This window comes from Leifsonia shinshuensis (genome assembly GCF_013410375.1).
Taxonomy (GTDB): Bacteria; Actinomycetota; Actinomycetes; order Actinomycetales; family Microbacteriaceae; genus Leifsonia; species Leifsonia shinshuensis.
The window spans coordinates 229855-252907 of sequence record NZ_JACCFL010000001.1 but is presented as its reverse complement, the minus strand read 5'-3'; the positions used below and the strand labels follow the sequence as shown (position 1 = coordinate 252907).

The following is a 23053-nucleotide window of genomic DNA, read 5'->3' as shown; positions in this document are numbered from 1 at the left end:
CGACCTGCGGCAACCGCTGCCGAGTGATTGACTCGGGTGGGAAAGGTGGTCGCGGTCCATGGCGCTCTCCGCGAAGCAGACGAGGATGCTCGACATCCTGTCGCGTCGTGCTGCCTGGGTGACCGCCGCGGAGCTCGCGCACGACCTGGGCGTCACCTCCCGCAGCATCCGCAGCTACGCCGCCGCGCTCGGCGAGCTGGTCGAGTCCGGTCCCACCGGGTACCGGGTGAAGGGCGACGCGTACGCCGCCTACCTCGCCGACACCTCCGGCGCGGCCCCGGCGGCCGGGTCGCCGCAGGAGCGGCTGGCGTTCCTCGCGCGGAGGCTGCTGGACGAGCCCGACGGGATCGACGTCTACGAGACGGCGGAGAGCCTGTTCGTGTCCGACTCCACCATCGAGTCCGACCTCACCCGGGTCCGCAGCCTCCTCGCCGGCACCGAGCTCGCGCTCGACCGGCACGGACCGGTGGCGCAGCTGACCGGCCCGGAGATCGCCCGGCGCAAGCTCATTAGCCGGCTGTTCCGCGACGAGACGCGCCAGGGCGTCGTGGATGTGTCCCGCATCCAGGAGGCGTTCGGGTCGCAGGGGCTGGCCGCGTTCAAGTCCGACCTGGTGGAGATGCTGGACGCGCGCGGGTTCTTCGTGAACGAGTACGGCATCAACGACGTCCTCCTGCACATGGCCGTCGCGCTCGACCGGGTGGCCAAGGACCGGGTGCTCCCCGCCGCGGGCGGCGCCGACGCGGGGGAGGCACTGCGCGGCCTCGCCGACGACCTCGGCGGGCTGGTGCGGAAGCACTTCGGCGTCGAGCTGGACCCGACCGAGCTGCGCTACCTCGCCATCCTGCTGCGCACCCGGGTGATCGCGCCGGGCGCGCGTGCGGACAGCGTGGCCGAGTTCGTCAGCGACGAGGACCTGGCCGTCGTGCGCGGCATCGTCGCACGGGCCTCCACCGAGTATCTGGTCGACCTCCGCGACGAGGACTTCATCGTGCGGCTCACGCTGCACGTCCAGAACCTGGTGGCGCGCGCGCACGAGAACACCTACTCCCGCAACCCCCTGACCCGCTCGATCAAGAGCTCCTACCCGATGACCTACGAGCTGGCCGTCTACATCGCCAGCCGGCTGCAGGCCGCGGAGGGGATCGCGGTCAACGACGACGAGATCGCCTACATCGCCATGCACGTCGGCGCCTACCTCGAGCAGCAGTCGCGCCGCAGGGACGCCGTGCGCACCGCCGTGGTCTGCCCCAACTACTACGACATGCACATCCTGCTGCGCGAGAAGCTGGAGAGCGCCCTCGGCGACGAGCTGGACATCGTGAGCGTCATCACGTCGACCGACGCCGACTGGTCGGCCATCGACGCCGACCTCGTGCTGACCACGATCGACCCGCGCGGGCGCCGGGAGAACACGGTCATCGTGCAGCCGTTCCTCACCGAGACCGACGTGGAGCACATCCGGCAGTCGGTCGCCCGCATTCGCCGGCAGCGGCGCCGGGCCGGGATCAAGAACGAGCTGCTCGAGTACTTCGACGAGAGCCTGTTCCTGCGCAACTTCTACGCGCGCGACGCGATCACGATGATCCGCGCCCTCGGCGACCGGATGATCGCGGCCGACGCGATCGGCAGCGACTACGTGGAGCAGGCGGTCGAGCGCGAGCAGATGTCGTCGACGGCGTTCACGGACACGCTGGCGGTGCCGCACGCGATGACCATGAACGCCAAGCGCACCGCCATCGCGATCGTGGTCAACGACACCGCGATGGACTGGGGCGACGCCCGGGTCAACGTGATCGCGTTCATCGCGTTCTCGGAGGGCGGCCGCGCGGCGTTCCAGACGGTGTTCGACCAGTTCGTGGAGGTGTTCTCCGACCGGGAGGCCGTGCTCGGCCTCATCCGCCGGGCCGACACCTTCACGGCGTTCATCGACGAGCTCGTCCGCATCATCGACGCCTAGCGGCGGCACATTCGTCACGAATGTCGCGTTTGCCGCCGCGATTCCCCACATTCGGCACGAATGTGCCGGCGTACATTCAGCACGAATGTCGCGTTTGGCGGCGCGATTCGCGACATTCAGCACGAATCGCGCGGCGCTGGAACGGCGGAAGCCGCCGGGCGCGCAGCGGAACGTGCGCGCCCGACGGCTTCCGGGCCGCCGTCAGTTGGCGGTGACGAGGTACGTCACGGCGACACCGGGGGTGCCGATCGCGACGGTGTACTTGTCGTTCTTGTAGACGGCCTTGCTGTCGGTCGCGCCGGGCTGGACCGTGTAACCGGCCTTCTCGAGTGCGGCCTTCGCGTCGGCGAAGCCGTTCTTGTCCTTCGGCTGGACCGTGACGGACCAGCCGTCGTTGTGGTCGCCGTTCGCGACGAGCACGGTGCCGGCGACGATCGGGACGTCCGACTTCGGGAAGTCGGAGGGCAGCGACTTGGAGGTCGCCTCCTGGGAGGCCGACGCCGACGGCGTCGAGCTGGAGCCGCTACCGCTGCCGGAGCAGCCGGTGAGTGCGGCGATGGACAGTGCCGCGACCAGGGCGGCGGGAACGAGCATTTTGCTGTTGGTGCGCATGATTCTTCCTAGTGCTGTATGGAGTGCGGTAGTGCAACACTCCAGCCTACTGCGCAGCCTCCGACGCTCCCGGCGGGACCTCCCGCGCCCGGGTCAGCCCAGCAGCAGCGTGCTGAGCTGGTCGGCCGAGTGCACGACCGCGATCGCGCCGGCCGCCTCCGCGGGCGAGCCGTAGCCCCACTCGACGAGGATGGTCGGGATGCCGTGCTCGGCGGCGCCCTCCACGTCGAACTGGCGGTCGCCGACCATCACGGTGTGGTCGAGCGCGACGCCCTGCTCGCCGAGGCGGCGCAGCGCGTCGGCGACGACGTCGGCCTTGGCGCTGCGGCTCTCGTCGTCGGTCGCGCCGGCGATGACGTCGAAGTACTGCGCGAGCTCGAAGTGCTCCAGGATGCGCGTGGCCTGCGTCTCCGGCTTGCTGGTGGCGACGGCGAGCGGGATGCCGGCGGCCTGCAGGCGCTGCAGGAGGCCGCGGATGCCGGGGAAGACGGCGCTGTCGAACGCGCCGTTGGCCGCATAGTCCGCGCGGTAGACCGTGAGGGCGTCGCGGGCGGCCGCCTCGTCGAAGCCGGCCATCGACTGCAGCGAGTCGAGCAGCGGCGGTCCGACGTACTCCACGAGCTCGGCGGGGGTGGGGATGGGGAGGCCGAGCGTCTCGAACATGCGCACCAGGGAGGCGGTGATGCCGGGTGCGGAGTCGGTGAGGGTGCCGTCGAGGTCGAAGAGGACGCAGGTCCAGGTGCGCGCGACGGTCGTGGGCGCGTCGGTGGTCGTGGTGATCGGGTTTGTCATAGCCGTCCCATGATATGTGAGGTGTTCGTGCGTGCCGTCAGTGCTCGCTGAGAGCTGACTCGATGTGCGAGCGCGCGACGACCATCGTGTGCGCCGCTCCCGGGTCGAACTGGACCGCCACGAAGTCGGCATTGGCGATGTAGCCGAGCGCTTCGGCGGCAGGGACGATGACGGCCTGCACGCGGGTTCCCTTGCCTCCGGCGGCGCCGACGGCGTTCCGCAGCGCCTTCATGGAGGTGAACAGCGGCAGCACGGGCTCGCCCGCCGTCGACTGGATCGTGCGCAGTCTCACCTCGTCCGGCGTCGACCCCGTGACGTCGACGACCAGGCCGCCCTTCGTCGCGGCGGCGAGCAGAGCCTCCAGGTTCTCCAGCGTCGGCTCTGCCGTGATGGCCGCGAGAGCCTTGCGGACCGGCCCGTTCTCGTAGGTCTGGGGGAAGCGTCCCGCGGGTGCGGCCATTAGAACAGCCTGCTGTCGCTGTCGTCCAGCCCGCGCATGGCGTCGTAGTCGAGCACGAGGCAGCGGATGCCGCGATCCTCGGCCAGCGTGCGGGCCTGCGGTTTGATCTCCTGCGCCGCGAACACCCCGGACACGGGAGCCAGCAGCGGGTCGCGGTTCATCAGCTCCAAGTACCGGGTGAGCTGTTCGACGCCGTCGATGTCGCCGCGGCGCTTCAACTCGACCGCGACTGAGGCGCCGCGCTCGTCACGGGCCAGGATGTCGACCGGCCCGATCGCCGTCATGTACTCGCGGCGGACCAGCACATGGCCATCGCCGAGGAGGTGGATCTGCTCGGCCAGCAGCTTCTGGAGGTGCGCCTCCACACCATCCTTCTGCAGCCCGGGGTCGATGCCGAGGTCGTGCGCGGAGTCGTGCAGCACCTCGTGGATGGAGACGATGAGCATGTCGGCGGTCTTCGCCTGCGTGACGCGCCAGACCTCGGTGATCCCGGCCTCCCGCTGCAGCTCGTCGGGCTCGTCGACCGTGAGGGTGCACGGCGGGCTCATCCAGTTGAGGGGTTTGTAGGAGCCGCCGTCGGAGTGGACGAGGAGGCTGCCGTCGGCCTTGAGCATGAGCAGGCGCTTGGCCAGCGGGAGGTGGGCGCTCAGGCGGCCGGCGTAGTCGACGGAACAGTTGGCTATCACGAGGCGCACCGGTCAAGTGTACGGTGCCGGCGGTGCTGCCGCCTGGGCGGTGCTGGCAGGATGAGGGCATGGCCCACGACCTCCTCATCGGCACGTACACCCAGCGCCTCCCGCACGTCGACGGTCACGCCGAGGGAGTGCTCTCGGCACGGTTCGACGGCACGGCGGTCGGCGACGTCGCCGTGGCGGCGCGCGTCCCGAACCCGTCGTGGGTAGCCGTGTCGGTCGACGGCTCGCGGGTCTACGCGGTGGAGGAGACCGGGCCGGACGGCGGCGTCTCGGCGTTCGCGCGCTCGGCCGACGGATCGCTGCGGCCGCTGGGCCGGGTGTCGAGCGGCGGCGATTCGCCCGCGCATCTGGCGCTGCACCCCTCCGGCCGGTTCCTGCTGACCGGGACGTACGTGGGCGGGAACGTCTCGGTCTTCGCGCTCGACGCCGGCGGAGCGCTCGGCGAGCGGACCGCGTTCGTGCAGCACGAGGGCCGCGGCCCGGATGCGGTGCGGCAGGAGGCGCCGCACGTGCACCAGCTCGGCATGGACCCGGTCACCGGGGCCGTCGTCGTCGTGGACCTCGGAATCGGGGAGGTGCGCTGGTACGCGCTCTCGGACGCGGGCGAGCTGACGCTCCGGCCGGAGGCGACCGTCGCGGTCGGTGCCGAGGGGCCCCGGCACCTGGCGTACCACCCGGACGGCCGGCACATCCTCCTGCTGAACGAGCTCGGCAGCACGCTCGAGGTCCTCCGCCGCGAGGGCGATCGGTTCGAGCGAGTTTCCTCGGTCGGGACGCGGGGACCCGCAGCCGACGCGTCGGCCGCGAACCTCACCGCCGCGGTGCGGCTGACGGCGGACGGGCGCACCGTCCTCGCGACCAACCGCGGCGACGACACGATCGCCGTCTTCGCGTTCGACGCGTCGACGTCCGGGCTGGAGCTGGTGGAGGTCGTCCCCGTGGGCGGCAGGGCGCCGCGCGACCTGGTCCTCTCGCCGGAGGGCGACCGGGTGCTGGCGGCCTGTCAGGACAGCGACGAGGTCGTCGTGTTCGCGTTCGACCCCGCGACGCGCGCGCTGCGCCGGCTGGGCTCCTCGCCCGTGCCGACCCCCGTCTGCCTCGCGTTCGCCTGAGCGAACCCGTCGCGCGACGCGCGTCCGACTCCACATCGGGCTCCCGCCGGCCGCGCACCAGCCGAGTACGCAGATAATCCGCGTACTCGAGCGTTCTCGCCTGACTTTGCGCGTACTCGCCGGTTGGGCAACAGCCGAGTACGCAGATTATCCGCGTACTCGCGTGTTCTCGCCTGACTTTCCGCGTACTCGCGGGTTGGGCGACTGCCGAGTACGCGGATTATCCGCGGACTCGCGCGGCTTCGCCTGACTTTCCGTGCGCTCGCATGCGAGGCCCGAGCTCAGTCGGCGGCGGCCGCCAGGTCCCGCGCGCGCCGCTCGGCCGCCGGGCGCACCGCAGGCGCGGCCAGGAAGGACGCGACCAGCAGCACGAGGATGAGGTACAGCGCGTTCAGGAGGCCGAACTCCTTGCCGAGGAAGCCGATCAGCGGCGGCCCGACCAGGAAGGCGCAGTAGCCGATGATCGCCACGGCGGACACGCGCGCGGCCGGGTTCTCGGTCCCCTCCGAGGCCGCCGACATGCCGAGCGGGAAGCCGAGGGAGACGCCGAAGCCCCACAGCACGGTTCCGATCACGGCCACCCAGAGCGGCCCGCCGAGGATGAAGAGCAGCAGCCCGGCGACGCCCATCGCGGCGGTCAGCCGGATCGCGGCGACGCGTCCCACCCGGTCGACGATCGGGCCGCCGAGCACGCGGCCGAGGGTCATCGCGGAGACGAAGAAGCCGAACACGAGCGCGCCGGTGGAGTTGGACTGGCCGTGGCCGTCCACCGTGGCCAGCGCGATCCAGTCGTTGGCGGATCCCTCGCCGAACGCCATGCCGAGCATGACGACGCCGATCAGGATGAGCCGCCAGTCCGCCCAGACCGCCAGCGAGGCGCGCAGCCGCTGCCCGAACGGCACGCGCTCCGTCTCGCCCGTCTCGTCGCCGAGCTCGGCCTCGCGCGGGATGAAGCGGATCGCGACCAGCGCCACGACGACCATCAGGACGGCGATGAACGAGAGGTGCCAGACCACGCCGATGTGCAGGGCCGCGGCGCCGGCGCCGATGCCGGCGCCGAGGACGGTGCCGAGGCTGAAGAAGGCGTGCATGAGCGGCATCAGCGTCTTGCCGATCTCGCGCTCGACCGCGGTGCCCTCCACGTTCATCATCACGTCGACCATCCCGTTGCCGAATCCGAGCAGGATCAGGCCGACCGCGACCATCGGCACCGCGTGGAACACCGTCGAGCCGAAACCGATCGCCAGGGTGCCGATCGCGACGATCGCCAGGCTGCCGACCATCCCCTTGTGCGGGCCGAAGCGGACGAGCACCAGCGAGGACACCGAGAGGCCGACGATCGCGCCCGCCGACATGCCGAGGATGAGGTAGCCGACCGACGACGGGTCGCGGCCGAGGCCTAGGTCGTCCCGCACGCCGGGGATGCGGGCCACCCAGGTCGCCATCGCGAGCCCGCTGAGGATGAAGATGACGAAGACGGCGTTCCGCCAGGCGCGCAGTTCGCGGCGGCTGCGGGTCGTCGTCGGGGTCGGCTGTGACATCGGCTGTCCTGGGAGAGCGAAGGGGGCCGCGGGCGGCCGCCGGGTTCTGGTGGGGAGCGGATTTTCGCCGCTCGAATCGTTTCGATCGAAACGATTCGACTAAGCTATCACACGTGAACGACAGCAGCACACCCCTCGCGGGCGCCCGGCCGACTCTGGCCGCCGTCGCCCGCCTGGCCGGTGTCTCCAACTCCACCGCATCGCTCGCCTTCTCCGGCACCGGCCCCGTCTCGGACGCCACGCGCGAGCGCGTCCTCGACGCCGCGAAGCAGCTCAACTACGCCGGCCCCGACCCGCGTGCGCGGTCGCTGCGGCGCGGACGGTCCGGGATCGTCGGGGTCGTCATGGAGGAGCGGGTCGGCGACGCCTTCCGCGACCCGATCAAGATCGCGCTCCTGGACGGCATCTCCGACGAGATCGCCGCGGTGGACGCCGGCCTCCTCATCCTCACCGACGCGGGCGACACCGCTCAGCGCATCGAGGACGCCCCGATGGACGCGGTCGTCCTCGTCGGCTGCAGCCCCCGCCTGGACGAGTCGGTGGCGATGCTGCGCCAGCGCGGCATCCCGCTCGTCGCGATCGAGGGCGACCCGGCGGACGACGTCCCCTCCATCGGCCAGGACAACCGGGAGGCCACCCGCCTCGCCGCGCAGCACCTCCACGACCTCGGCCACCGGGAGGTCGCGCTGGTCACGCTGCCGCTCACGCGGGACCGGGCGCGCGGGCCGCTGACCCCCGCGCTCGTCGGCGGCAGCAGTTCCACCACCGCCACCGAGCGCCTGGCCGGCGCGCGGGACGTGTTCCCGGACGCGGGCGGCTGGACCACGCGCGGCTCGTTCGTGGAGGAGGGCCGGATCGCGGGCGTCGCCCTCCTCTCCGACCCGTCGCGGCGGCCGACGGCGATCATCGCCCAGAGCGACCTGCTGGCGGCCGGGGTGATCCGCGCGGCGGAGGAGCTCGGCCTAGAGGTCCCGGCCGACCTCAGCGTGGTCGGCTTCGACGGCGTCCGGGTGGACGGCCTCTGGCCCTACGACCTCACGACCCTCGTCCAGCCCGCCGTCGAGAAGGGCCGCGCCGCCGGCCACGCCATCGTGGAGATGCTGGAGGGCCGCCCGCCGCGCCCCACCTCTTTCACAAGCGAGTTCCACCGCGGCAACACCACCGCCGAGCCGCGCGCCTAGCGCGGGCGCCCGGAGTCGTCGCGAGCGGAGGATATTCGGCCGCTCCCGTCCCGGATCTCCTCCGCAGCCTGCGTCCGCCCGGCGTGTCGCCCGGGATCTCCTCCGTTGCCGACGCCACCGCCAGCCGCGCTCGCCACGATGCCGGCGCCGCGGAGAGCGGAGGACATGCAGTCGCTCCCATCCCGGATCTCCTCCGCAGCCTGCGTCCGCCCGGCGTGTCGCCCGGGATCTCCTCCGTTGCCGACACACGCCCCCGCAAACCCCTCCACCCCGGCCCGCATAGGGTGGGTCCATGGACCTCGAAGCCCTCTACCGCGACCTCCACGCCCATCCCGAGCTCTCGTTCCAGGAGCATCGCACCGCCGGCATCGTCGCCGAGCAGCTGTCGGCCCTCGGCCTGGAGGTGCACACCGGCATCGGCCGCACCGGCGTCGCGGGGGTGCTGCGCAACGGCGACGGGCCGACCGTCCTCCTGCGCGCCGACATGGACGGCCTGCCCGTGCGGGAGGAGACCGGCCTGCCGTGGGCGTCGACGCAGACCGCGCCCGGCGACGACGGCAACCCGGTCCCGGTGATGCACGCCTGCGGCCACGACATCCACATCACCTGCCTGCTCGGCGCCGTCGAGCGGTTCGCCGAGACCACCGACGACTGGTCGGGCACGCTGGTCGCCGTCTTCCAGCCTGCGGAGGAGCACGGCGGAGGCGCCGAGGTGATGGTGCAGGACGGCCTCTACGAGAAGGTTCCCGCCCCCGACATCGTCCTCGGCCAGCACGTCACCCCGTTCCCGGCCGGGATGGCGGGCGCGCATCCCGGTGCCGCGATGGCCGCGGTGGACGCGTTCGAGGTGACGCTGCACGGCCGCGGCGGCCACGGCTCCCGGCCGGAGACCACCATCGACCCCGTCGTCATGGCGGCGTCCGCCGTGATGCGGCTGCAGACGGTCGTGTCGCGGGAGATCGCGCCCCAGGACACCGCGGTCGTCACCGTCGGCACCCTCCACGCCGGGACGAAGAACAACATCATCGCGCCGTCCGCGACCCTGGGGATCAGCGTCCGCAGCTTCGACGATGCCGTCCGTGCGCGGGTGCTCGACGGGGTGGACCGCATCCTCCGCGCCGAACTGCAGGCGAGCGGCTCGCCGCACGAGCCCACCACGGACTGGGGCGAGCGCTACCCGGTCACGGTGAACGACGTGGAGGCCACCGCACGCGTCAACGCGGCCTTCGCGGCTGAGTTCGGCGAGGAGGCCGTGCTGGAGCCGGGTGCGCTGTCCGGCAGCGAGGACGTGGGCAACCTGGCGACGGCCGCGGGCGTCCCGCTCGTCTACTGGCTGCTCGGCGGCGGCGACCCGGAGAGAGTCCGCGCGGCGATCGCTGCCGGGACAGTCGAAACCGACATCCCGTCCAACCACTCGCCGTTCTTCGCGCCGGTGCCGCAGCCGACCATCGACACGGGCGTCCGCGCCCTGGTGGCGGCGGCGCGCGAGTGGCTGGCGTGAGCCAGCGCTACCGCACCGCCCCCACCCGCATCCACGCCCGGGTGCGCGCCCGCAGGCCGAGCGTCAGCGCCCGCGCCCCGAGGTAGCCGAACGCGAACGCGGCGGTCAGCCAGGCGAGCCCGCCCGCGCCGGGCGGCCCCCAGGCGACCGCCGCGAGCGCCAACGGCACGAACACCGCGACGTTGAGCACCCCCGTCAGCGCGAGGTAGCGGGCGTCGCCGGCGCCGATCAGCACGCCGTCGAGGACGAACACATACCCGCCCAGCGGCGCGCTCACGCCGATGATCGTGAGCGCGGGCGGCAGCAGCGCGGCGACCGACGGGTCGCTCGTGAACAGGCCGGCGGCCACCGGACTGAGGGCGACGGTCACCGCTCCCAGCACCACCCCCGCCCCGAGTCCCCACTGCACGCAGCGGCGGAGGACCTGGCGCACGTCGTCCAGCTCGCCGGCCCCGAGTCCTTTGCCCACCAGCGCCTGCGCCGCGATCGCGAGCGCGTCGAGCGCGAACGCGAGGGTCGCGAAGACGGTCATCGTCACCTGGAACGCGGCCAGCTCACCGGGGCCGAGCCGGGTCGCGCAGAACACCGCCAGCAGCATGGCAGCGCGCAGGCTCGCCGTGCGGACGAACAGCCAGCCTCCCGCCCGGGCGGTGCGGCCGATCCCGGCGTGGTGGGGGAGCAGCGGCGAGCCGACGCGCCGGGCGTGCCGGACGACGATGACCGCGTACACGGCGACCATCGCCCACTGCGCCACGACCGTGCCGAGCGCGGAGCCCGCGATCCCGAGGCCGGCCAGGTAGATGAAGCAGAAGTTGAGCAGGATGTTCGCGCCGAACCCGGCCACCGCGACCGCCAGCGGGGTGCGGGTGTCCTGGAGGCCGCGCAGCAGCCCGGTCATGGCGAACACGAGCAGCATGGCGGGCAGGCCGAGCATCGAGATCGACAGGTAGGTCTCCGCCTGCGCCGCGACCTCGGCGGACGCCCCGAACAGTCCCACCAGCACCGGGGACGCCGCCCAGCCCGCCGCCGCGAGCACGACGCCGAGGCCGAGCGCCAGCCAGCTCCCGTCCACCCCGGCGCCGACCGCCCCGCGCTCGTCCCCGGCGCCGAGCTTCCGCGCGACCGCGGGGGTCGTCGAATACGCGAGGAACACCATCAGGCCGACGATGGTCTGCAGGACGGCGCTCGCGATCCCCAGTCCCGCGAGCGGCGCGACTCCCAGGTGCCCGACCATCGCCGAGTCGGCCAGCAGGAACAGCGGCTCGGCCACGAGCGCGCCGAGCGCGGGCACCGCGAGACGGAGGATCTCGCGGTCGAGCGGGCGGCGGGGGAGGACGTTCACGGCCCGACAACGCTACCGCGGGCGTGCGACACACGACGTGCGGGAGGTCCGCCCGCTAGCATCGCCGGATGCGCCTCACCGTCCTCGGCACCGCCAGCCACTACCCGACCCCGGAGGCCGCCTGCTCCGGCTACCTGCTCGAGCACGGCCGCGCCGCCGTCTGGGTGGATGCCGGGCCCGGCAGCCTCGCCGAGCTCCAGCGGCACCGCTCGCCCGCCGACCTCGACGCGCTCTGGATCTCGCACGCGCACGCGGACCACACCGCCGACCTGCTCCCGCTCTACTACGCGCTCGCGTTCGGCGACCTCCCGCCGCGGCCGCCGCTGCCTCTGCTCGGCCCGGCCGACCTGCGCGGGCGGCTCGTCGGGTTCCTCGGCCCCGGCGCCGGCCCCGAGCTCGACCGGGTGTTCGCGTTCGCGTCCCTCGCCGACCGCCGGAGCCTGCGCATCGGCGGCCTCGAACTGGACTGGGAGGCCGTGCCGCACGACGTCCCCGCCTGGGCGCTGCGGGCGCGGGCCGGGGACGCCTCCCTCGTCTACACCGGCGACGCGACCCTGTCGCCCGGGCTCGTCGCTTTCGCCGGCGGGTGCGACCTGCTGCTCTCGGAGGCCGGGGCCGACCGGCCGGACGGCAGCCACCTCACGCCGGAGGACGCGGGCGCGCTCGCCGCGGACGCGCGCGCCGGACGCCTCCTGCTCACCCACCTCGCCCTCGGCCTGGACCCCGCGGAGGCCGTCCGGCGCGCCGCAGGGAACTACGACGGGCCCATCGCTCCGGCCCGTCCGGGCGACGTCGTGTCGGTCGGCCCGGTGTCGGAGGCTGTTCCTACAGTGGAGGCATGAGCCACCTGATGCCGGAACTGCTGTCCACCTGGTCCTGGCGGCTCGAGCGGGTGCGCAACGGGCGCACGGTGCTCACCAAGGGGCAGGCGGCCTCCGCCCGCACCGATCTGCTGCACGACCGGTCCGCGCACCCGGCCGACTACTCCGGCTACGAGGAGGAGTACGCCACCGCCCTCGACGCGCTGGGCGTGCTCGCGCAGCAGGCCAACCGCAGCGACGACCTCCTCTCGGTGCTGCGCGCCGAGCGGCGCTCGCAGGACCAGCCCGCGCGTGAGCGCTACGCGACCGCGCCGGACAGCGCCGGCGCCCAGCGCACCTCCCTCGCGGCCGAGCACGACCGGGTCCCGACGGGTCTCCCGGAGGCGCTGGACCAGTGGGTGCACCGGCTGATCCGCTACCGCAGCGGAGCAAAGATCATCGCCCCGATCGAGGCGGCGCGCGCCGAGATCCGGCTGCGCAACGAGGCCGACCTCAACCCGGGCGCCTACCGCAACGCGACCGCCGCGCCGTACTTCGGCCGGGTGATGCGGGAGCTGGGCGAGATCGCCACCGCGCAGCGCCCCGGCGTCCACATCTCCCGGCGCGGCCTGCACCGCGGCCTCACCGACGACTCCTTCCTGTGAGCCGCGCCTCCACGCGGCGCCGCGGGCCGGCGTCGCTGCCGGTCGTCGTCGCCCTGCTGGTCGTCCTGGCGGGCGCAGGAGGGTATGCGGCGCTGACCGGGGGCGGTGCCGGCGGCGCACCCGCGGATCGGTCGTCGTCCGTCGCGTCCTCCGACCCTTCCACGCTCGCCTCCCCGGCCGGCGCCCGCGCGGCGGACGGCCTGCTCGACGCGGCCGGAGCGCGTGCCGCGCTGGCGCAGCTCCCGGTGAAGGGCCGCGCCCCCGCGACCGGCTATGACCGTGTCGCGCGCTTCGGGGAGGCTTGGCTCGACGTGGACGGGAACGGCTGCGACACCCGGGACGACATCCTCGCCCGGGATCTCGCCGGCGTGACCCGGCGCACGGACTGCAAGGTCCTCACCGGCACCCTGGACGACCCCTACACCGGCCGGAGCATCGCGTTCACGCGCGGCGTGCAGACCTCCGCCCTCGTGCAGATCGACCACGTCGTGGCGTTGCTGGACGCCTGGCAGACCGGCGCGCAGGGCCTCACTCAGGAGGCGAGGGTCCGGCTCGCCAACGACCCGCTCGAACTCCTGGCCGTGGACGGCGCCACCAACCAGGCCAAAGGCGCGGGCGACGCCGCCACGTGGCTGCCGCCGAACCGCGGATTCCGCTGCGAGTACGCGGCCCGGCAGGTCGCGGTGAAGGCGAAGTACGGCCTGTGGGTGACGCCCGCGGAGGGCGCGGCCCTGAAGGGCATCCTGGCCGCCTGCTGACCGTCGCGTCGCCGCGTGCCGGGCGCCGTGGACGCCGCTACGATCAACGCATGCAGCAGCCAGAGCGCACGATCCGCCTTCGGTCCGGCGCCGCCGCGGGGCGACCGTGACGCCCGCCGAGGCGGCCGGCCTCCTCGGACTCCCCGACGGCGCGACCGAAGCCCAGATCGAGGAGGCGTACGCCGCGCGCGTCGCCGCCGTCCCGGAGAGCGACACCGCGGCCGTCGACGCCCTGACGCGGGCTCGGGATGCGCTGCTCGCCGGCGTCCGCTGGCAGCCGCCGCAGGGCGGAGGTGCGCAGAGCGCGCCCGGCGGAGCTCCGCAGAGCGCGCTTGGGGGAGGTGCGCAGAGCGCGCCCGGCGTCCCGCAGAACGGGGCGCATTCGTCCGCTGACGCCTGGGCACGTCCCGCGGCGCCGTCGCAGACGGGGTACCCGCTCCAGCCGGGCTCCGTGCCGCCGTCGGCCGCCGGGTACTCGACGCCTGCCGGCTCCGTCGCCCCGCCGCAGGCTGGCGTGGCACCGCAGCCTGGCGCCCCCGCGCAGCCCGCCCCTGCCGCGCAGTCTGGGGCCCCCGCGCAGCCCGCCCCTGCTGCGCAGCCCGGCGCCCCCGCGCAGCCTGGCTACCCCGCGCAGCCCGGCTACCCCGGCTACCCCGCGCAGCCCGCATACCGCGCCCAGCCACCTCAGCCGGCCCAGCGTTTCCCCGAGCAGCGCTTCGGCCAGCAGCCCGTCGTCCCCGCGCCTCCCGGCTACGCGCCCCCCGGCTACGCGCCCCCGGGCTACCCGCCGTACGCGGGCTATCCCGCCGCCCCGACCCCGCCGCGCAGGGGCCTGTCCACCGGCGGGATCATCGGCATCGCGCTCGGCGGCACCGCGGCGCTTCTCGTCTTCCTGCTCGTCGTCGTGCTGACGGTCGTCGGGAGCGCGCACCGTGGCGCCTCGGACGCCTCCCAGCACGGTTCGGCCGCCGCGCCCTCCACCTCGTCGCCGTCCGCCAGCGGGAGCGAGAGCTACGTCATCGACGGCGTGACCATCCAGCCGGAGCAGGGGTGGACCTTCCTGCTCACCTCGCAGCGCGACTGCCCGGGCGCCGAGGTGGTGGTCGGGTTCGCCGACACGGTCGACGGCGACTCGATCGACCAGCGCACCGAGACCGTGACCCTGAAGGCGGGCGTCCCGTACACGTACACCGTGCCCGACACGGCGTCCACGCACCCGTACGCGGGCATCGACGATCTGCAGTGCATCCCGACCTGACGCGACAAGCATCGGCGGCCGGCGACACGCGTAAAGATTCTGTTAGAAGTTTTCACAAATTATTGAAACGCGCGTAGAGTCACGCCATGACCACAGTGATTGAGGCCGCGGGCCTCGAGAAGCGATTCGGCAGGGTCCGGGCACTCGACGGACTCGACCTCACCGTCAGCGAGGGCGAAGTCCACGGTTTCCTCGGGCCGAACGGCGCAGGCAAGTCCACGACCATCCGCATCCTCCTGGGCCTCGCCCGCTCCAACGGCGGCTCGGCTCGGGTCTTCGGCAGCGACCCCTGGCGGGACGCCGTCGCACTCCACCGGTGCATCGCCTACGTCCCGGGCGACGTCAGCCTCTGGCCGAACCTGTCCGGCGGCGAGGCCATCGACCTCCTCGCCCGGCTGCGCGGCGGCACCGCCGACAAGGCCGCCTACGCCGAGCGCAAGAAGCGTCTGATCGAGGTCTTCCAGCTCGACCCGACCAAGAAGGGGCGCGCCTACTCGAAGGGCAACCGCCAGAAAGTCGCTCTGGTCGCCGCCTTCGCGACCCCGGCCGACCTGTACATCCTCGACGAGCCGACGAGCGGCCTCGACCCGCTGATGGAGGCCACCTTCAACGCCGAGATCGCCCGGATCTCCCGGGACGGTGCGACCGTGCTGCTCTCCAGCCACATCCTCTCGGAGGTCGAGCAGCTCTGCGACCGGGTCAGCATCATCCGCGAGGGCAAGACCGTCGAGTCCGGCACGCTGGACGAGCTCCGCCACCTGACCCGCACCGAGGTCTCGTTCGCCGAGGACGGCACGACGGACGCACAGCTCGCGCGCATCCCCGACGCCCACGACCTGCGCACCGACAACGGCCGGATCAAGTTCACCGCGGACAGCGACGGCCTCGCACCCGTCCTCGCAGCGCTCGCCGAGCTGAACGTGAAGAGCCTGACCGTCGCGCCGCCGTCCCTGGAGGAGCTGTTCCTCCGCCACTACGGCGACGAGCTGGCCGGCGTCGACAAGCTGGAGGCGGAGGCGAAGGGGCGATGAGCACCACGACCACCGACCGCCCGGCCGCGCGGGCCGGGCAGACCGCGGTCCCCGAGCGCGGACGCGTCGCGACCCTCGGGGTCCTGCTCCGTCAGCGCCTGCGGCGCGACCGCTGGCAGCTGCTCATCTGGATCCTCTCCATCGCCTTCCTCGCGCTGTTCTCGGCCGCGAGCATCGTCCAGACCTACGGGTCGGCGGCCGGCCGCGAGGAGCTCATCCGGCTGGCGATCGCCAATCCGACCGTCCTCGTCCTCCGCGGGCTGCCGCAGGGGACCGGACTCGCCGCGGTCACCTTCTTCGAGATCTACACCTTCCTGGCGCTGCTCGCCGGCCTCATGAACACCTTCCTCGCCGTGCGGCACTCGCGCGCGGAGGAGGAGTCGGGCCGCGCCGAGCTGATCGGCTCCACCCCGGCGGCGCGGTTGACGCCCACCGTGGCCACGGTCGTCCACGGCGTCCTCGCGGACATCGTGCTGGCGCTCGCGACCGCGCTCGGCTTCATGGCGGCGGGCCTGCCCGCGTACGGCTCGCTCGTCGCCGGCGCGGCGGTCGGCGGCGCGGGCATCGCCTTCCTCGCGGTCGGCCTCCTGCTCGCGCAGGTGATGAGCACCTCCCGCGGCGCCAATGGATACGCCTCCGCCGTCGTCGTGCTGGCCTGGGTGCTGCGCGGGATCGGCGACGCGATCGGCACGGTCACGAGCAGCGGGACGACCATGGTGTCCGGCTGGCCCACCTGGCTCAGCCCGATCGGCTGGGGCGAGCAGTTCTCCCCGTGGGTGCGCAACGACTGGACGCCGCTGCTTCTGCAGCTCGGGTTCGCCGTCGTGCTCATCGCCGCCGTGTTCGGCCTCCAGGCCGTGCGCGACTCGGGCGCGGGAATCGTCCCGGAGCGCGCGGGGCGCGCGGACGCGCTGCCGACGCTGAACGGCCCGCTGGGGCTCGCCTGGCGCCTGCAGTGGCCGACGATCCTCGGCTGGACGGTCGGCGGCCTCCTGACCGGTGTCCTCGCGGGGGCGCTCGGCAGCGTGGTCAGCTCCTCGATCGCCAACGACCCCAACCTGGCGAACATCCGGGATGCCGTCGCCCACCTGGGCGCGGGCGGCTCCGGACCGATGACGGCGCTGTTCCTCTCCGCGATCATGTCGATCGTCGGCGTGCTCGCCGCGGCCTGCGCGGTGCAGGCGGTCATCCGGCTGCGGCAGGAGGAGGTCGGCGGCTCGGCCGAGGTGATGATGGCGACTCCGGTCTCCCGCGTGCGCTGGCTGTTCGACTTCGTCCTGGTCGGCCTGATCGCGATCGTGCTGGTGCTGGTGGCCGCGGCCCTCGCCGCCGGGCTGTCTGCCATCGCGGCCGGCGAGAAGGCGTCGAGCTTCAACGACGCGTTCGCCGCCGCCGCCGCGCAGTTCCCGGTGGCCCTGGTCTACCTGGGCGTGCTGACGCTGGTGTTCGTGGTGCTGCCGAGCTGGACCGTCCCGGTCGGCTGGGCCGCCCTCGGCGCCGGGGCCTTCATCGGCATCTTCGGCGCCCTGATCAAGCTCCCGGACTGGCTGCGGCACGTCTCCCCGTTCGCGGACGCGCCCGTGGTCGTCGGGAAGGTCGATTGGACCGGTGGATACTGGATGTTCGGCATCGCGATCGTCGCGCTCGCCGCCTCGGCGGTGCTGATCCGCCGCCGCGACTTCGCGATCGGGTAGGGACGGGAATGGCCAGGGACGAACGGGCGCTGACGGAGATGATGGAGCACTCCGCGGCGGTGCTGACCGCCGCGGGGTTCCCGAAGATGCCCGCCCGGGTGCTGATGGCGCTCACCGTGACCGACTCGGCCGGTCTCACGGCCGCGCAGCTGGCCGAGCGGCTGGACGTGAGCGCCGCGGCCATCTCCGGCGCGGTCCGCTACCTGCAGACCCTCGGGATCGTGCGGCGGCTCTCCCAGAACGGCAGCCGCCGCGACCTCTACCAGATGCCCGCCGACTGGTATGCGCTGATGGTCCGCAACAGCCCGATCTACGGCGTCCTCGCCGACCAGGCGGATGCCGGCCTGGCGGCGATCGACGACCCGGACGACCCCGCCACCGAGCGCCTGCGTGACATGGCCGGCTTCTACCGCTTCATGCGGGACCGCCTGCCCGACATGCTCAACGAGTGGGAGCAGATCCGCGCGGCGCGGGACGCGTAGCGGCCCCCATCAGCACCGCGCCCGTATCCTGATCGTCGTGCCGACCGGATATCTGTGGCTCGGCGTGGCCTTCGCCGCCGCGTCGGTGATCGCGATCGTGGTGTGGATCGTGGTGGAGCGCCGGCGAGGGACCCGGGCCGCATCGGCGCGGGCCCGCTCGGCGGCCTGGTCCGTCGGCACCACCAACAATCTCGCAGAGCTCCACGGGGCGGTCCTCTCCCGGGTGACCTTCGACGGCTCGGACCCGCAGCTCGAGTTCGAGAAGGACTTGCGCCTGGTGGTCACGCTGACCCGGTGGCCCGCGCTCGTCGTCGGCAACCGAGTGCTCCGATTCGGCCACGCCGAATACCGGGTCCGGCTCGCGGAGCTGCTGGGCGACCGGGTGCGCTCGGCGCGCACGTCGATCGACGACGAGGTGGTCCTCGAGCTGTCTCGCGGCAGCCTGCTCATCGAGCCGTAGCGGGGGATCGGCGAGCATACGGAGCCGCGGATCCGTCCGGCGACCGGCGTGCCTGGCCTCCACCGCTGTCGACATCTGAAATGCTAGTGATCGACTCACCCAGGGGGACCGATCCATGCGTTTCACCACTCCGGCGCAGAAGGCGCTCGTGGTCGCGGTGCTGCTCGCCGTCGACGTGGTGCTCGTGCTGTTGTTCGACGCGCTCCACTCGGAGGCGGCCTCCATCGTGCTGACAGTGCTCCAGGTCGCCGGCTGGTACTTCGCGACGCGCGTGTTCCGCGGCCCGGGGGAGTCGGTGAGCGCGGCGCGGCCGTGGTGGCGGATGACGAACCGGCCGCTGCTGTCGCTGCTCGTCGGTTCGGGCTACGCGGTCCTCGCCGTGGTGAACGTCGGCTTCTCCCTCGCGGGCTACGGCAGCCTCTCCGGAACGGTCTCGATCGTCGCCGAGCTCCTCCTGGCGGCGCTGTTCCTCAACTCGTACGCGTGCCTCCGCCCACGCCCGCGCGTCAGCGGCGGCGCGCGCACCTGACAGCCGGGCGGCCGCGCCGTAGGCTGGGGCGCATGACGCTCTCCTCCGGCATCGCCACCGACGAACTCGACCCCACGATCCGCCCGCAGGACGACCTGTTCCGGCACGTGAACGGCACGTGGATCGCCCGCACCGAGATCCCGTCCGACAAGGCGCGCTGGGGCTCCTTCATGGAGCTCGCGGAGCAGTCGGAGGCGGCCGTGCGCGAGATCGTCGAGGCCGCCCAGTCGGCGCCGGAGGGCACCGAGGAGCGCAAGTTCGGCGACCTGTACACGAGCTTCCTCGACGAGGACCGGGTCGACGCGCTCGGGGTGAAGCCCATCGAGGCCCAGCTCGCCATCGCGAGCGACGTGTCCAGCATCCCGGAGTTCCTGAAGACCCTCGGCGAGCTGGAGCGGCACGGCGTCGGCGGCATCTACCAGCTGTTCGTCGACAACGACCCGGGCGACCCCTCCCGTTACCTCGTCTTCGCCGAGCAGGCGGGTATCTCGCTGCCGGACGAGTCCTACTTCCGCGAGGAGCGGTTCGCCCCGATCCGCGAGGCGTTCGCCGCGCACGTGCAGCGGATGTTCGAGCTGGCCGGCTTCCAGGACGCGCCGGAGCGCGCCCAGCGCGTCTACGACCTCGAGGTGGAGATCGCGGCCCAGCACTGGGACAACGTGACCTCCCGCGACTCCGAGAAGACCTACAACCTTTTCACCTGGGCCGACGCGACCGCCCTGTTCGCCGGGGCGGCGGCGGACGGCGGCCACGCGCACGCCGCCACCGGCCTCGACAGCTGGGCCGCCGGCCTCGGCGCTCCGCAGGGCGCCCTCGCCGAGATCGTCCTGCGCCAGCCGTCGTTCACCTCCGGCGTCGCCGCGCTCCTCACCGAGGAGAAGCTGCAGTCCTGGAAGGACTGGCTGGCGTGGCAGATCATCCACGACTCCGCCCCCTACCTGACGGGCGACTTCGTGGACGCGAACTTCGACTTCTACGGCCGCACCCTCACCGGCACGCCCGAGATGCGCGCCCGCTGGAAGCGCGGCGTCTCGCTCGTGGAGGGCGTGATGGGGGAGGCCGTCGGCCGCATCTACGTCGAGAAGCACTTCCCGCCCGCCGCCAAGCAGGCGATGGACGAACTGGTCGCCAACCTGATCGAGGCCTACCGGCAGAGCATCCAGAAGCTCGAGTGGATGGGTGAGGACACCCGCGAGCGCGCGCTCGACAAGCTGAGCAAGTTCACGCCCAAGATCGGCTACCCGGTGAAGTGGCGCGACTACTCCGCGCTCGTCATCGACCCGACCGACCTCGTCGGCAACGTGCGCGCCGCCGCCCTCTTCGAGTTCAACCGCGAGCTGGACAAGATCGGCAAGCCGATCGACCGCGACGAGTGGTTCATGACCCCGCAGACGATCAACGCGTACTACAACCCCGGCTTCAACGAGATCGTGTTCCCCGCGGCCATCCTGCAGTACCCGTTCTTCGACCAGGGCCGGGACGCCGCCGCGAACTACGGCGCGATCGGCGCCGTGATCGGCCACGAGATCGGCCACGGCTTCGACGACCAGGGCTCCAAGTTCGACGGCGACGGCAAGCTCGACGACTGGTGGACCGCCGCCGACCGTGCCGCGTTCGAGAAGCGCACCGGCAGCCTGATCGCCCAGTACGATGCGCTCGCGCCGGCCCAGGTGCCCGACCACCACGTCAACGGCGCCCTCACGATCGGCGAGAACATCGGCGACCTGGGCGGCCTCGGCATCGCGTGGAAGGCCTACCTGCTGTCGCTGGGCGGCGAGGAGCCCCCGGTGGTCGACGGCCTCAGCGGCGCGGAACGGTTCTTCCTGTCGTGGGCGCAGGCCTGGCAGCAGAAGGGCCGCGACGAGGAGGTCATCCGTCTGCTGGCGATCGACCCGCACTCGCCGAACGAGTTCCGCTGCAACCAGATCGTCCGCAACATCGACGCCTTCTACGACACGTTCGGCGTCACCGAGAGCGACGCGCTGTGGCTGGCGCCGGAGGAGCGCGTGACCATCTGGTGACGCGCGCCGACGTGCGCGAACGGGATCGCCCCGGGACCCCCCGTCCGGGGTAACATCATCCCTATCGTGTCGAGGAGCCCTACCTCGACGCGTGGCGGGCCGGGGGGACCGCAGCACCGACCGATGCCCCCGACTCGGAAGAAAGACCCAGCGCGACAGTGACGATCCAGACCCAGGAGACCGAGCGCCGCCGCAGGCATGCGACCGCCCGTCGAGGACGGCATCGCGGCACCGCGGCCTCCACCCCCGAGGTGTTCAGCCGCGGCTTCGAGGCGCTCGGCCGGCTGGCCGTGCAGGGCGTCCAGGTCTCCGCGCGCGCGACGGACCTGTCGACCGGCGAGGTGCTCTTCTCGGTGGACGACCACGTGGTGATGCCGACGGCGAGCATCGGCAAGGTGCTCCTGCTGGTGGAGGTCGCGGCGCGGCTGCAGTCCCGCCAGCTGAGCCCGCTGGCCCAGCTCGACCGCAGCCCGCAGGACATCGCGGGCGAGTCCGGCATCTGGCAGCACCTGCAGGTCCCCGCCCTGCCGGTGGCGGACCTCGCGGCGCTCGTCGGCGCGACCAGCGACAACCTCGCGACGAACGTCCTGCTGCGGCGCGTCGGCCTGGAGGCCGTCAGCGCCCGTACGGAGTCCCTCGGCCTCACCCGCACGGCCCTCCTGGACCTGGTCCGCGACCACCGCGGCCCGGACGACGCCCCGCAGCTCTCGGTCGGCAGCGCGAACGAGCTCACCTGGCTGTTCTCGGCCCTGGCCCGCGGCGAGGTCGTGGACGCGGCGACGAGCCGCCAGGTCATCTCCTGGCTCTCCCTGAACAGCGACTTCTCCCTCGTCTCGAGCGCATTCGGCCTCGACCCGCACTCGCACCGCCACCCGGAGCACGGCATCCTGCTGGTCAACAAGACGGGCACCGACGCGGGAGTCCGCAGCGAGGTCGGCGTGCTGCGCGGGCCGCGCGCGGGCGTCACCTACGCGGTGTCGACCTACTTCGACGACACGGCCCTGCCCGCCCGCCTGGCGGTCATCGACGGGATGCGGACGGTGGGGCTGGATCTGCTGGAGTACGTGTTCTGAGGCGTCATCGCCCCGCCAAGAAAGCATCCTCCGCCTCATAGTCGAACCACCGGTCCGCCGCCGCGCGCTGTGCGAGCGTCGGGAAGACCTGCTCCCACCCTTGCCCGCGGCGCTCGCCTGCGCGCACCTCGCGTACGGCCCAGTCCACCGCGTCCGCCACGGCCGCGCGGTACGGCACCGGCTGACGGTAGCCGAGTTCCACGATGGCCGCGGCCATGCTCAGCAGGAGCGGGTGCGCGACGCTCCAGGGCGTGCCGCCGACCTCGTTCACGGGCGGCCCGGCGAAGGTCACGACCTCCACCTCCTGGTCGAGTGCCGCGTACACCGCGTGAGCGATCTCCGCGACGCTCACGTCGTCCTCGTCGACGGCGTTGAGCACGCGGCGGCCCGGGTGGTCGGCGCACAGGGCGACCAGCTCGGCGATGTTGACGGTGGCGGACGTGCTGAACCGGTTGCCGCCGTCATCGGAGAGCAGCACCGTCCGGCGGCCGTCCAGCGCGCGCTTGATGAAGAACCACTCCCGCAGCGCCGGGCTGAATGGGCCGTGGATAGCACCGGGGCGGAGGATGCTTACCGGCAGGTCCTCGACCCCGAGCAGCCGGCGCTCCATCGCGGCCTTCAGCGGGGAGTATGTGCGCTCGGCGTTGTCGACGGTCGGGTCCGTCTCGCGGAGCGGGAGCGGGTACTCGGGGAAGTCGTCCGGGCCGGTCACGATGTCCAGGTAGCCGCCCTCCCGGCCGATGTAGACGGAAGCGGTGGAGATGACGACGAGCGAGCCGACGTCGCCAGCGAGCGCGGCGAGCTGGTCGGCATGCTTCGGCTCGTACGCGACCGTGTCGAGGATCAGATCGCGCCCGCGCGCCAGCGCGAGCAGGGCGTCCGTGTCGTCGCGGTCGAGACGGACGGTGGTGACGTCCAGGTCGGCCAGGGCGGTGTCGCCGAAGTTTCGCCCGCGGTGGGCGACCAGCACGGACCAGCCGTCGGCGGCGAGCCGGCGGGCGGCGGCGGAGCCGATCTGCCCGGTCCCGCCGATGATCATCGCGGTGCGCCCCGCGGCGCCGGAGTCGACCGTCATGGCGCAACCGT

The 23053-nt window shown here is 72.7% G+C and carries 22 protein-coding genes; 15 read left to right on the top strand and 7 right to left on the bottom strand.

Annotation, left to right across the window (positions count from 1 at the left end):
• The first annotated feature begins 58 nt into the window (after positions 1 to 58).
• Positions 59 to 1960, top strand: a complete 1902-nt coding sequence (locus HNR13_RS01175; RefSeq protein WP_179604066.1) for a BglG family transcription antiterminator — start codon at positions 59 to 61, stop codon at positions 1958 to 1960.
• A 201-nt stretch (positions 1961 to 2161) separates the two neighbouring features.
• On the opposite strand, the gene HNR13_RS01170 is transcribed toward HNR13_RS01175, so the two are convergent.
• The 4 genes from HNR13_RS01170 to nucS form a co-directional block, all read right to left on the bottom strand.
• A complete protein-coding gene (locus tag HNR13_RS01170; RefSeq protein ID WP_179604065.1) occupies positions 2162 to 2572 on the bottom strand; it encodes a hypothetical protein in 411 nt (136 codons plus the stop codon).
• A gap of 93 nt (positions 2573 to 2665) precedes the next feature.
• Positions 2666 to 3364: an HAD family hydrolase gene (locus HNR13_RS01165; protein WP_179604064.1), complete on the bottom strand. Its 699-nt coding sequence runs from the start codon at positions 3362 to 3364 to the stop codon at positions 2666 to 2668.
• 37 nt (positions 3365 to 3401) lie between these two features.
• Positions 3402 to 3824 (bottom strand): SseB family protein, encoded by a 423-nt coding sequence (locus HNR13_RS01160; RefSeq protein WP_179604063.1) that lies wholly within the window; start codon positions 3822 to 3824, stop codon positions 3402 to 3404.
• Positions 3824 to 4519 (bottom strand): endonuclease NucS, encoded by a 696-nt coding sequence (gene nucS, locus HNR13_RS01155; protein ID WP_179604062.1) that lies wholly within the window; start codon positions 4517 to 4519, stop codon positions 3824 to 3826. Before nucS ends, HNR13_RS01160 begins: the two co-directional genes overlap by 1 nt.
• Before the next feature lie 59 nt (positions 4520 to 4578).
• On the opposite strand from nucS, the gene HNR13_RS01150 reads away from it, so the two are divergent.
• Positions 4579 to 5631, top strand: coding sequence for a lactonase family protein (locus tag HNR13_RS01150; protein WP_179604061.1), 1053 nt, complete (start codon positions 4579 to 4581; stop codon positions 5629 to 5631).
• A 281-nt stretch (positions 5632 to 5912) separates the two neighbouring features.
• Here the strand turns inward: HNR13_RS01150 and HNR13_RS01145 are convergent, their stop codons facing one another.
• On the bottom strand, positions 5913 to 7172 hold the full coding sequence (locus tag HNR13_RS01145; RefSeq protein ID WP_179604060.1) for an MFS transporter: 1260 nt from the start codon (positions 7170 to 7172) through the stop codon (positions 5913 to 5915).
• A 113-nt stretch (positions 7173 to 7285) separates the two neighbouring features.
• Between HNR13_RS01145 and HNR13_RS01140 the strand changes: the two genes are divergently transcribed.
• On the top strand, positions 7286 to 8353 hold the full coding sequence (locus HNR13_RS01140; RefSeq protein ID WP_179604059.1) for a substrate-binding domain-containing protein: 1068 nt from the start codon (positions 7286 to 7288) through the stop codon (positions 8351 to 8353).
• Between the two features lie 292 nt (positions 8354 to 8645).
• Complete coding sequence (locus HNR13_RS01135; protein ID WP_179604058.1) at positions 8646 to 9854, top strand: amidohydrolase; 1209 nt, start codon at positions 8646 to 8648, stop codon at positions 9852 to 9854.
• Between the two features lie 7 nt (positions 9855 to 9861).
• Here HNR13_RS01135 and HNR13_RS01130 read toward each other — a convergent pair whose 3' ends face one another.
• Complete coding sequence (locus HNR13_RS01130; protein WP_179604057.1) at positions 9862 to 11196, bottom strand: MATE family efflux transporter; 1335 nt, start codon at positions 11194 to 11196, stop codon at positions 9862 to 9864.
• 68 nt (positions 11197 to 11264) lie between these two features.
• Between HNR13_RS01130 and HNR13_RS01125 the strand changes: the two genes are divergently transcribed.
• The 11 genes from HNR13_RS01125 to HNR13_RS01075 all read left to right on the top strand — a co-directional run bounded on the left by HNR13_RS01125 (position 11265) and on the right by HNR13_RS01075 (position 21967).
• On the top strand, positions 11265 to 12038 hold the full coding sequence (locus HNR13_RS01125) for an MBL fold metallo-hydrolase (protein ID WP_179604056.1): 774 nt from the start codon (positions 11265 to 11267) through the stop codon (positions 12036 to 12038).
• Positions 12035 to 12661 carry a hypothetical protein gene (locus tag HNR13_RS01120; RefSeq protein WP_179604055.1) on the top strand — a complete coding sequence of 209 codons (627 nt, stop codon included), beginning with the start codon at positions 12035 to 12037 and terminating at the stop codon, positions 12659 to 12661. Before HNR13_RS01125 ends, HNR13_RS01120 begins: the two co-directional genes overlap by 4 nt.
• Positions 12658 to 13419, top strand: coding sequence for an HNH endonuclease family protein (locus HNR13_RS01115; RefSeq protein WP_343063392.1), 762 nt, complete (start codon positions 12658 to 12660; stop codon positions 13417 to 13419). The genes HNR13_RS01120 and HNR13_RS01115 overlap by 4 nt, the downstream gene beginning before the upstream one ends.
• 106 nt (positions 13420 to 13525) lie before the next feature.
• A complete protein-coding gene (locus HNR13_RS01110) occupies positions 13526 to 14677 on the top strand; it encodes a hypothetical protein (protein ID WP_179604054.1) in 1152 nt (383 codons plus the stop codon).
• Between the two features lie 86 nt (positions 14678 to 14763).
• On the top strand, positions 14764 to 15708 hold the full coding sequence (locus tag HNR13_RS01105; RefSeq protein WP_179604053.1) for an ABC transporter ATP-binding protein: 945 nt from the start codon (positions 14764 to 14766) through the stop codon (positions 15706 to 15708).
• On the top strand, positions 15705 to 17402 hold the full coding sequence (locus tag HNR13_RS01100; RefSeq protein ID WP_179604052.1) for an ABC transporter permease: 1698 nt from the start codon (positions 15705 to 15707) through the stop codon (positions 17400 to 17402). Before HNR13_RS01105 ends, HNR13_RS01100 begins: the two co-directional genes overlap by 4 nt.
• A gap of 8 nt (positions 17403 to 17410) precedes the next feature.
• Positions 17411 to 17884, top strand: coding sequence for a GbsR/MarR family transcriptional regulator (locus HNR13_RS01095; protein WP_179604051.1), 474 nt, complete (start codon positions 17411 to 17413; stop codon positions 17882 to 17884).
• A 37-nt stretch (positions 17885 to 17921) separates the two neighbouring features.
• Positions 17922 to 18344 (top strand): hypothetical protein, encoded by a 423-nt coding sequence (locus HNR13_RS01090; RefSeq protein WP_179604050.1) that lies wholly within the window; start codon positions 17922 to 17924, stop codon positions 18342 to 18344.
• Between the two features lie 115 nt (positions 18345 to 18459).
• Positions 18460 to 18873: a hypothetical protein gene (locus tag HNR13_RS01085; protein WP_179604049.1), complete on the top strand. Its 414-nt coding sequence runs from the start codon at positions 18460 to 18462 to the stop codon at positions 18871 to 18873.
• A gap of 32 nt (positions 18874 to 18905) precedes the next feature.
• On the top strand, positions 18906 to 20894 hold the full coding sequence (locus tag HNR13_RS01080) for a M13 family metallopeptidase (RefSeq protein ID WP_179604048.1): 1989 nt from the start codon (positions 18906 to 18908) through the stop codon (positions 20892 to 20894).
• A gap of 158 nt (positions 20895 to 21052) precedes the next feature.
• Positions 21053 to 21967 carry a serine hydrolase gene (locus tag HNR13_RS01075; protein WP_179604047.1) on the top strand — a complete coding sequence of 305 codons (915 nt, stop codon included), beginning with the start codon at positions 21053 to 21055 and terminating at the stop codon, positions 21965 to 21967.
• 4 nt (positions 21968 to 21971) lie between these two features.
• On the opposite strand, the gene HNR13_RS01070 is transcribed toward HNR13_RS01075, so the two are convergent.
• Positions 21972 to 23042: an NAD-dependent epimerase/dehydratase family protein gene (locus HNR13_RS01070; protein WP_179604046.1), complete on the bottom strand. Its 1071-nt coding sequence runs from the start codon at positions 23040 to 23042 to the stop codon at positions 21972 to 21974.
• Positions 23043 to 23053 lie beyond the last annotated feature (11 nt).

Coding starts and splice junctions, on each gene's coding strand:
- HNR13_RS01175 (WP_179604066.1), top strand. CDS start 59: ATGGCGCTCTCCGCGAAGCAGACGAGGATGCTCGACATCCTGTCGCGT.
- HNR13_RS01170 (WP_179604065.1), bottom strand. CDS start 2,572: ATGCGCACCAACAGCAAAATGCTCGTTCCCGCCGCCCTGGTCGCGGCA.
- HNR13_RS01165 (WP_179604064.1), bottom strand. CDS start 3,364: ATGACAAACCCGATCACCACGACCACCGACGCGCCCACGACCGTCGCG.
- HNR13_RS01160 (WP_179604063.1), bottom strand. CDS start 3,824: ATGGCCGCACCCGCGGGACGCTTCCCCCAGACCTACGAGAACGGGCCG.
- HNR13_RS01150 (WP_179604061.1), top strand. CDS start 4,579: ATGGCCCACGACCTCCTCATCGGCACGTACACCCAGCGCCTCCCGCAC.
- HNR13_RS01145 (WP_179604060.1), bottom strand. CDS start 7,172: ATGTCACAGCCGACCCCGACGACGACCCGCAGCCGCCGCGAACTGCGC.
- HNR13_RS01135 (WP_179604058.1), top strand. CDS start 8,646: ATGGACCTCGAAGCCCTCTACCGCGACCTCCACGCCCATCCCGAGCTC.
- HNR13_RS01125 (WP_179604056.1), top strand. CDS start 11,265: ATGCGCCTCACCGTCCTCGGCACCGCCAGCCACTACCCGACCCCGGAG.
- HNR13_RS01120 (WP_179604055.1), top strand. CDS start 12,035: ATGAGCCACCTGATGCCGGAACTGCTGTCCACCTGGTCCTGGCGGCTC.
- HNR13_RS01105 (WP_179604053.1), top strand. CDS start 14,764: ATGACCACAGTGATTGAGGCCGCGGGCCTCGAGAAGCGATTCGGCAGG.
- HNR13_RS01100 (WP_179604052.1), top strand. CDS start 15,705: ATGAGCACCACGACCACCGACCGCCCGGCCGCGCGGGCCGGGCAGACC.
- HNR13_RS01095 (WP_179604051.1), top strand. CDS start 17,411: ATGGCCAGGGACGAACGGGCGCTGACGGAGATGATGGAGCACTCCGCG.
- HNR13_RS01085 (WP_179604049.1), top strand. CDS start 18,460: ATGCGTTTCACCACTCCGGCGCAGAAGGCGCTCGTGGTCGCGGTGCTG.
- HNR13_RS01080 (WP_179604048.1), top strand. CDS start 18,906: ATGACGCTCTCCTCCGGCATCGCCACCGACGAACTCGACCCCACGATC.
- HNR13_RS01070 (WP_179604046.1), bottom strand. CDS start 23,042: ATGACGGTCGACTCCGGCGCCGCGGGGCGCACCGCGATGATCATCGGC.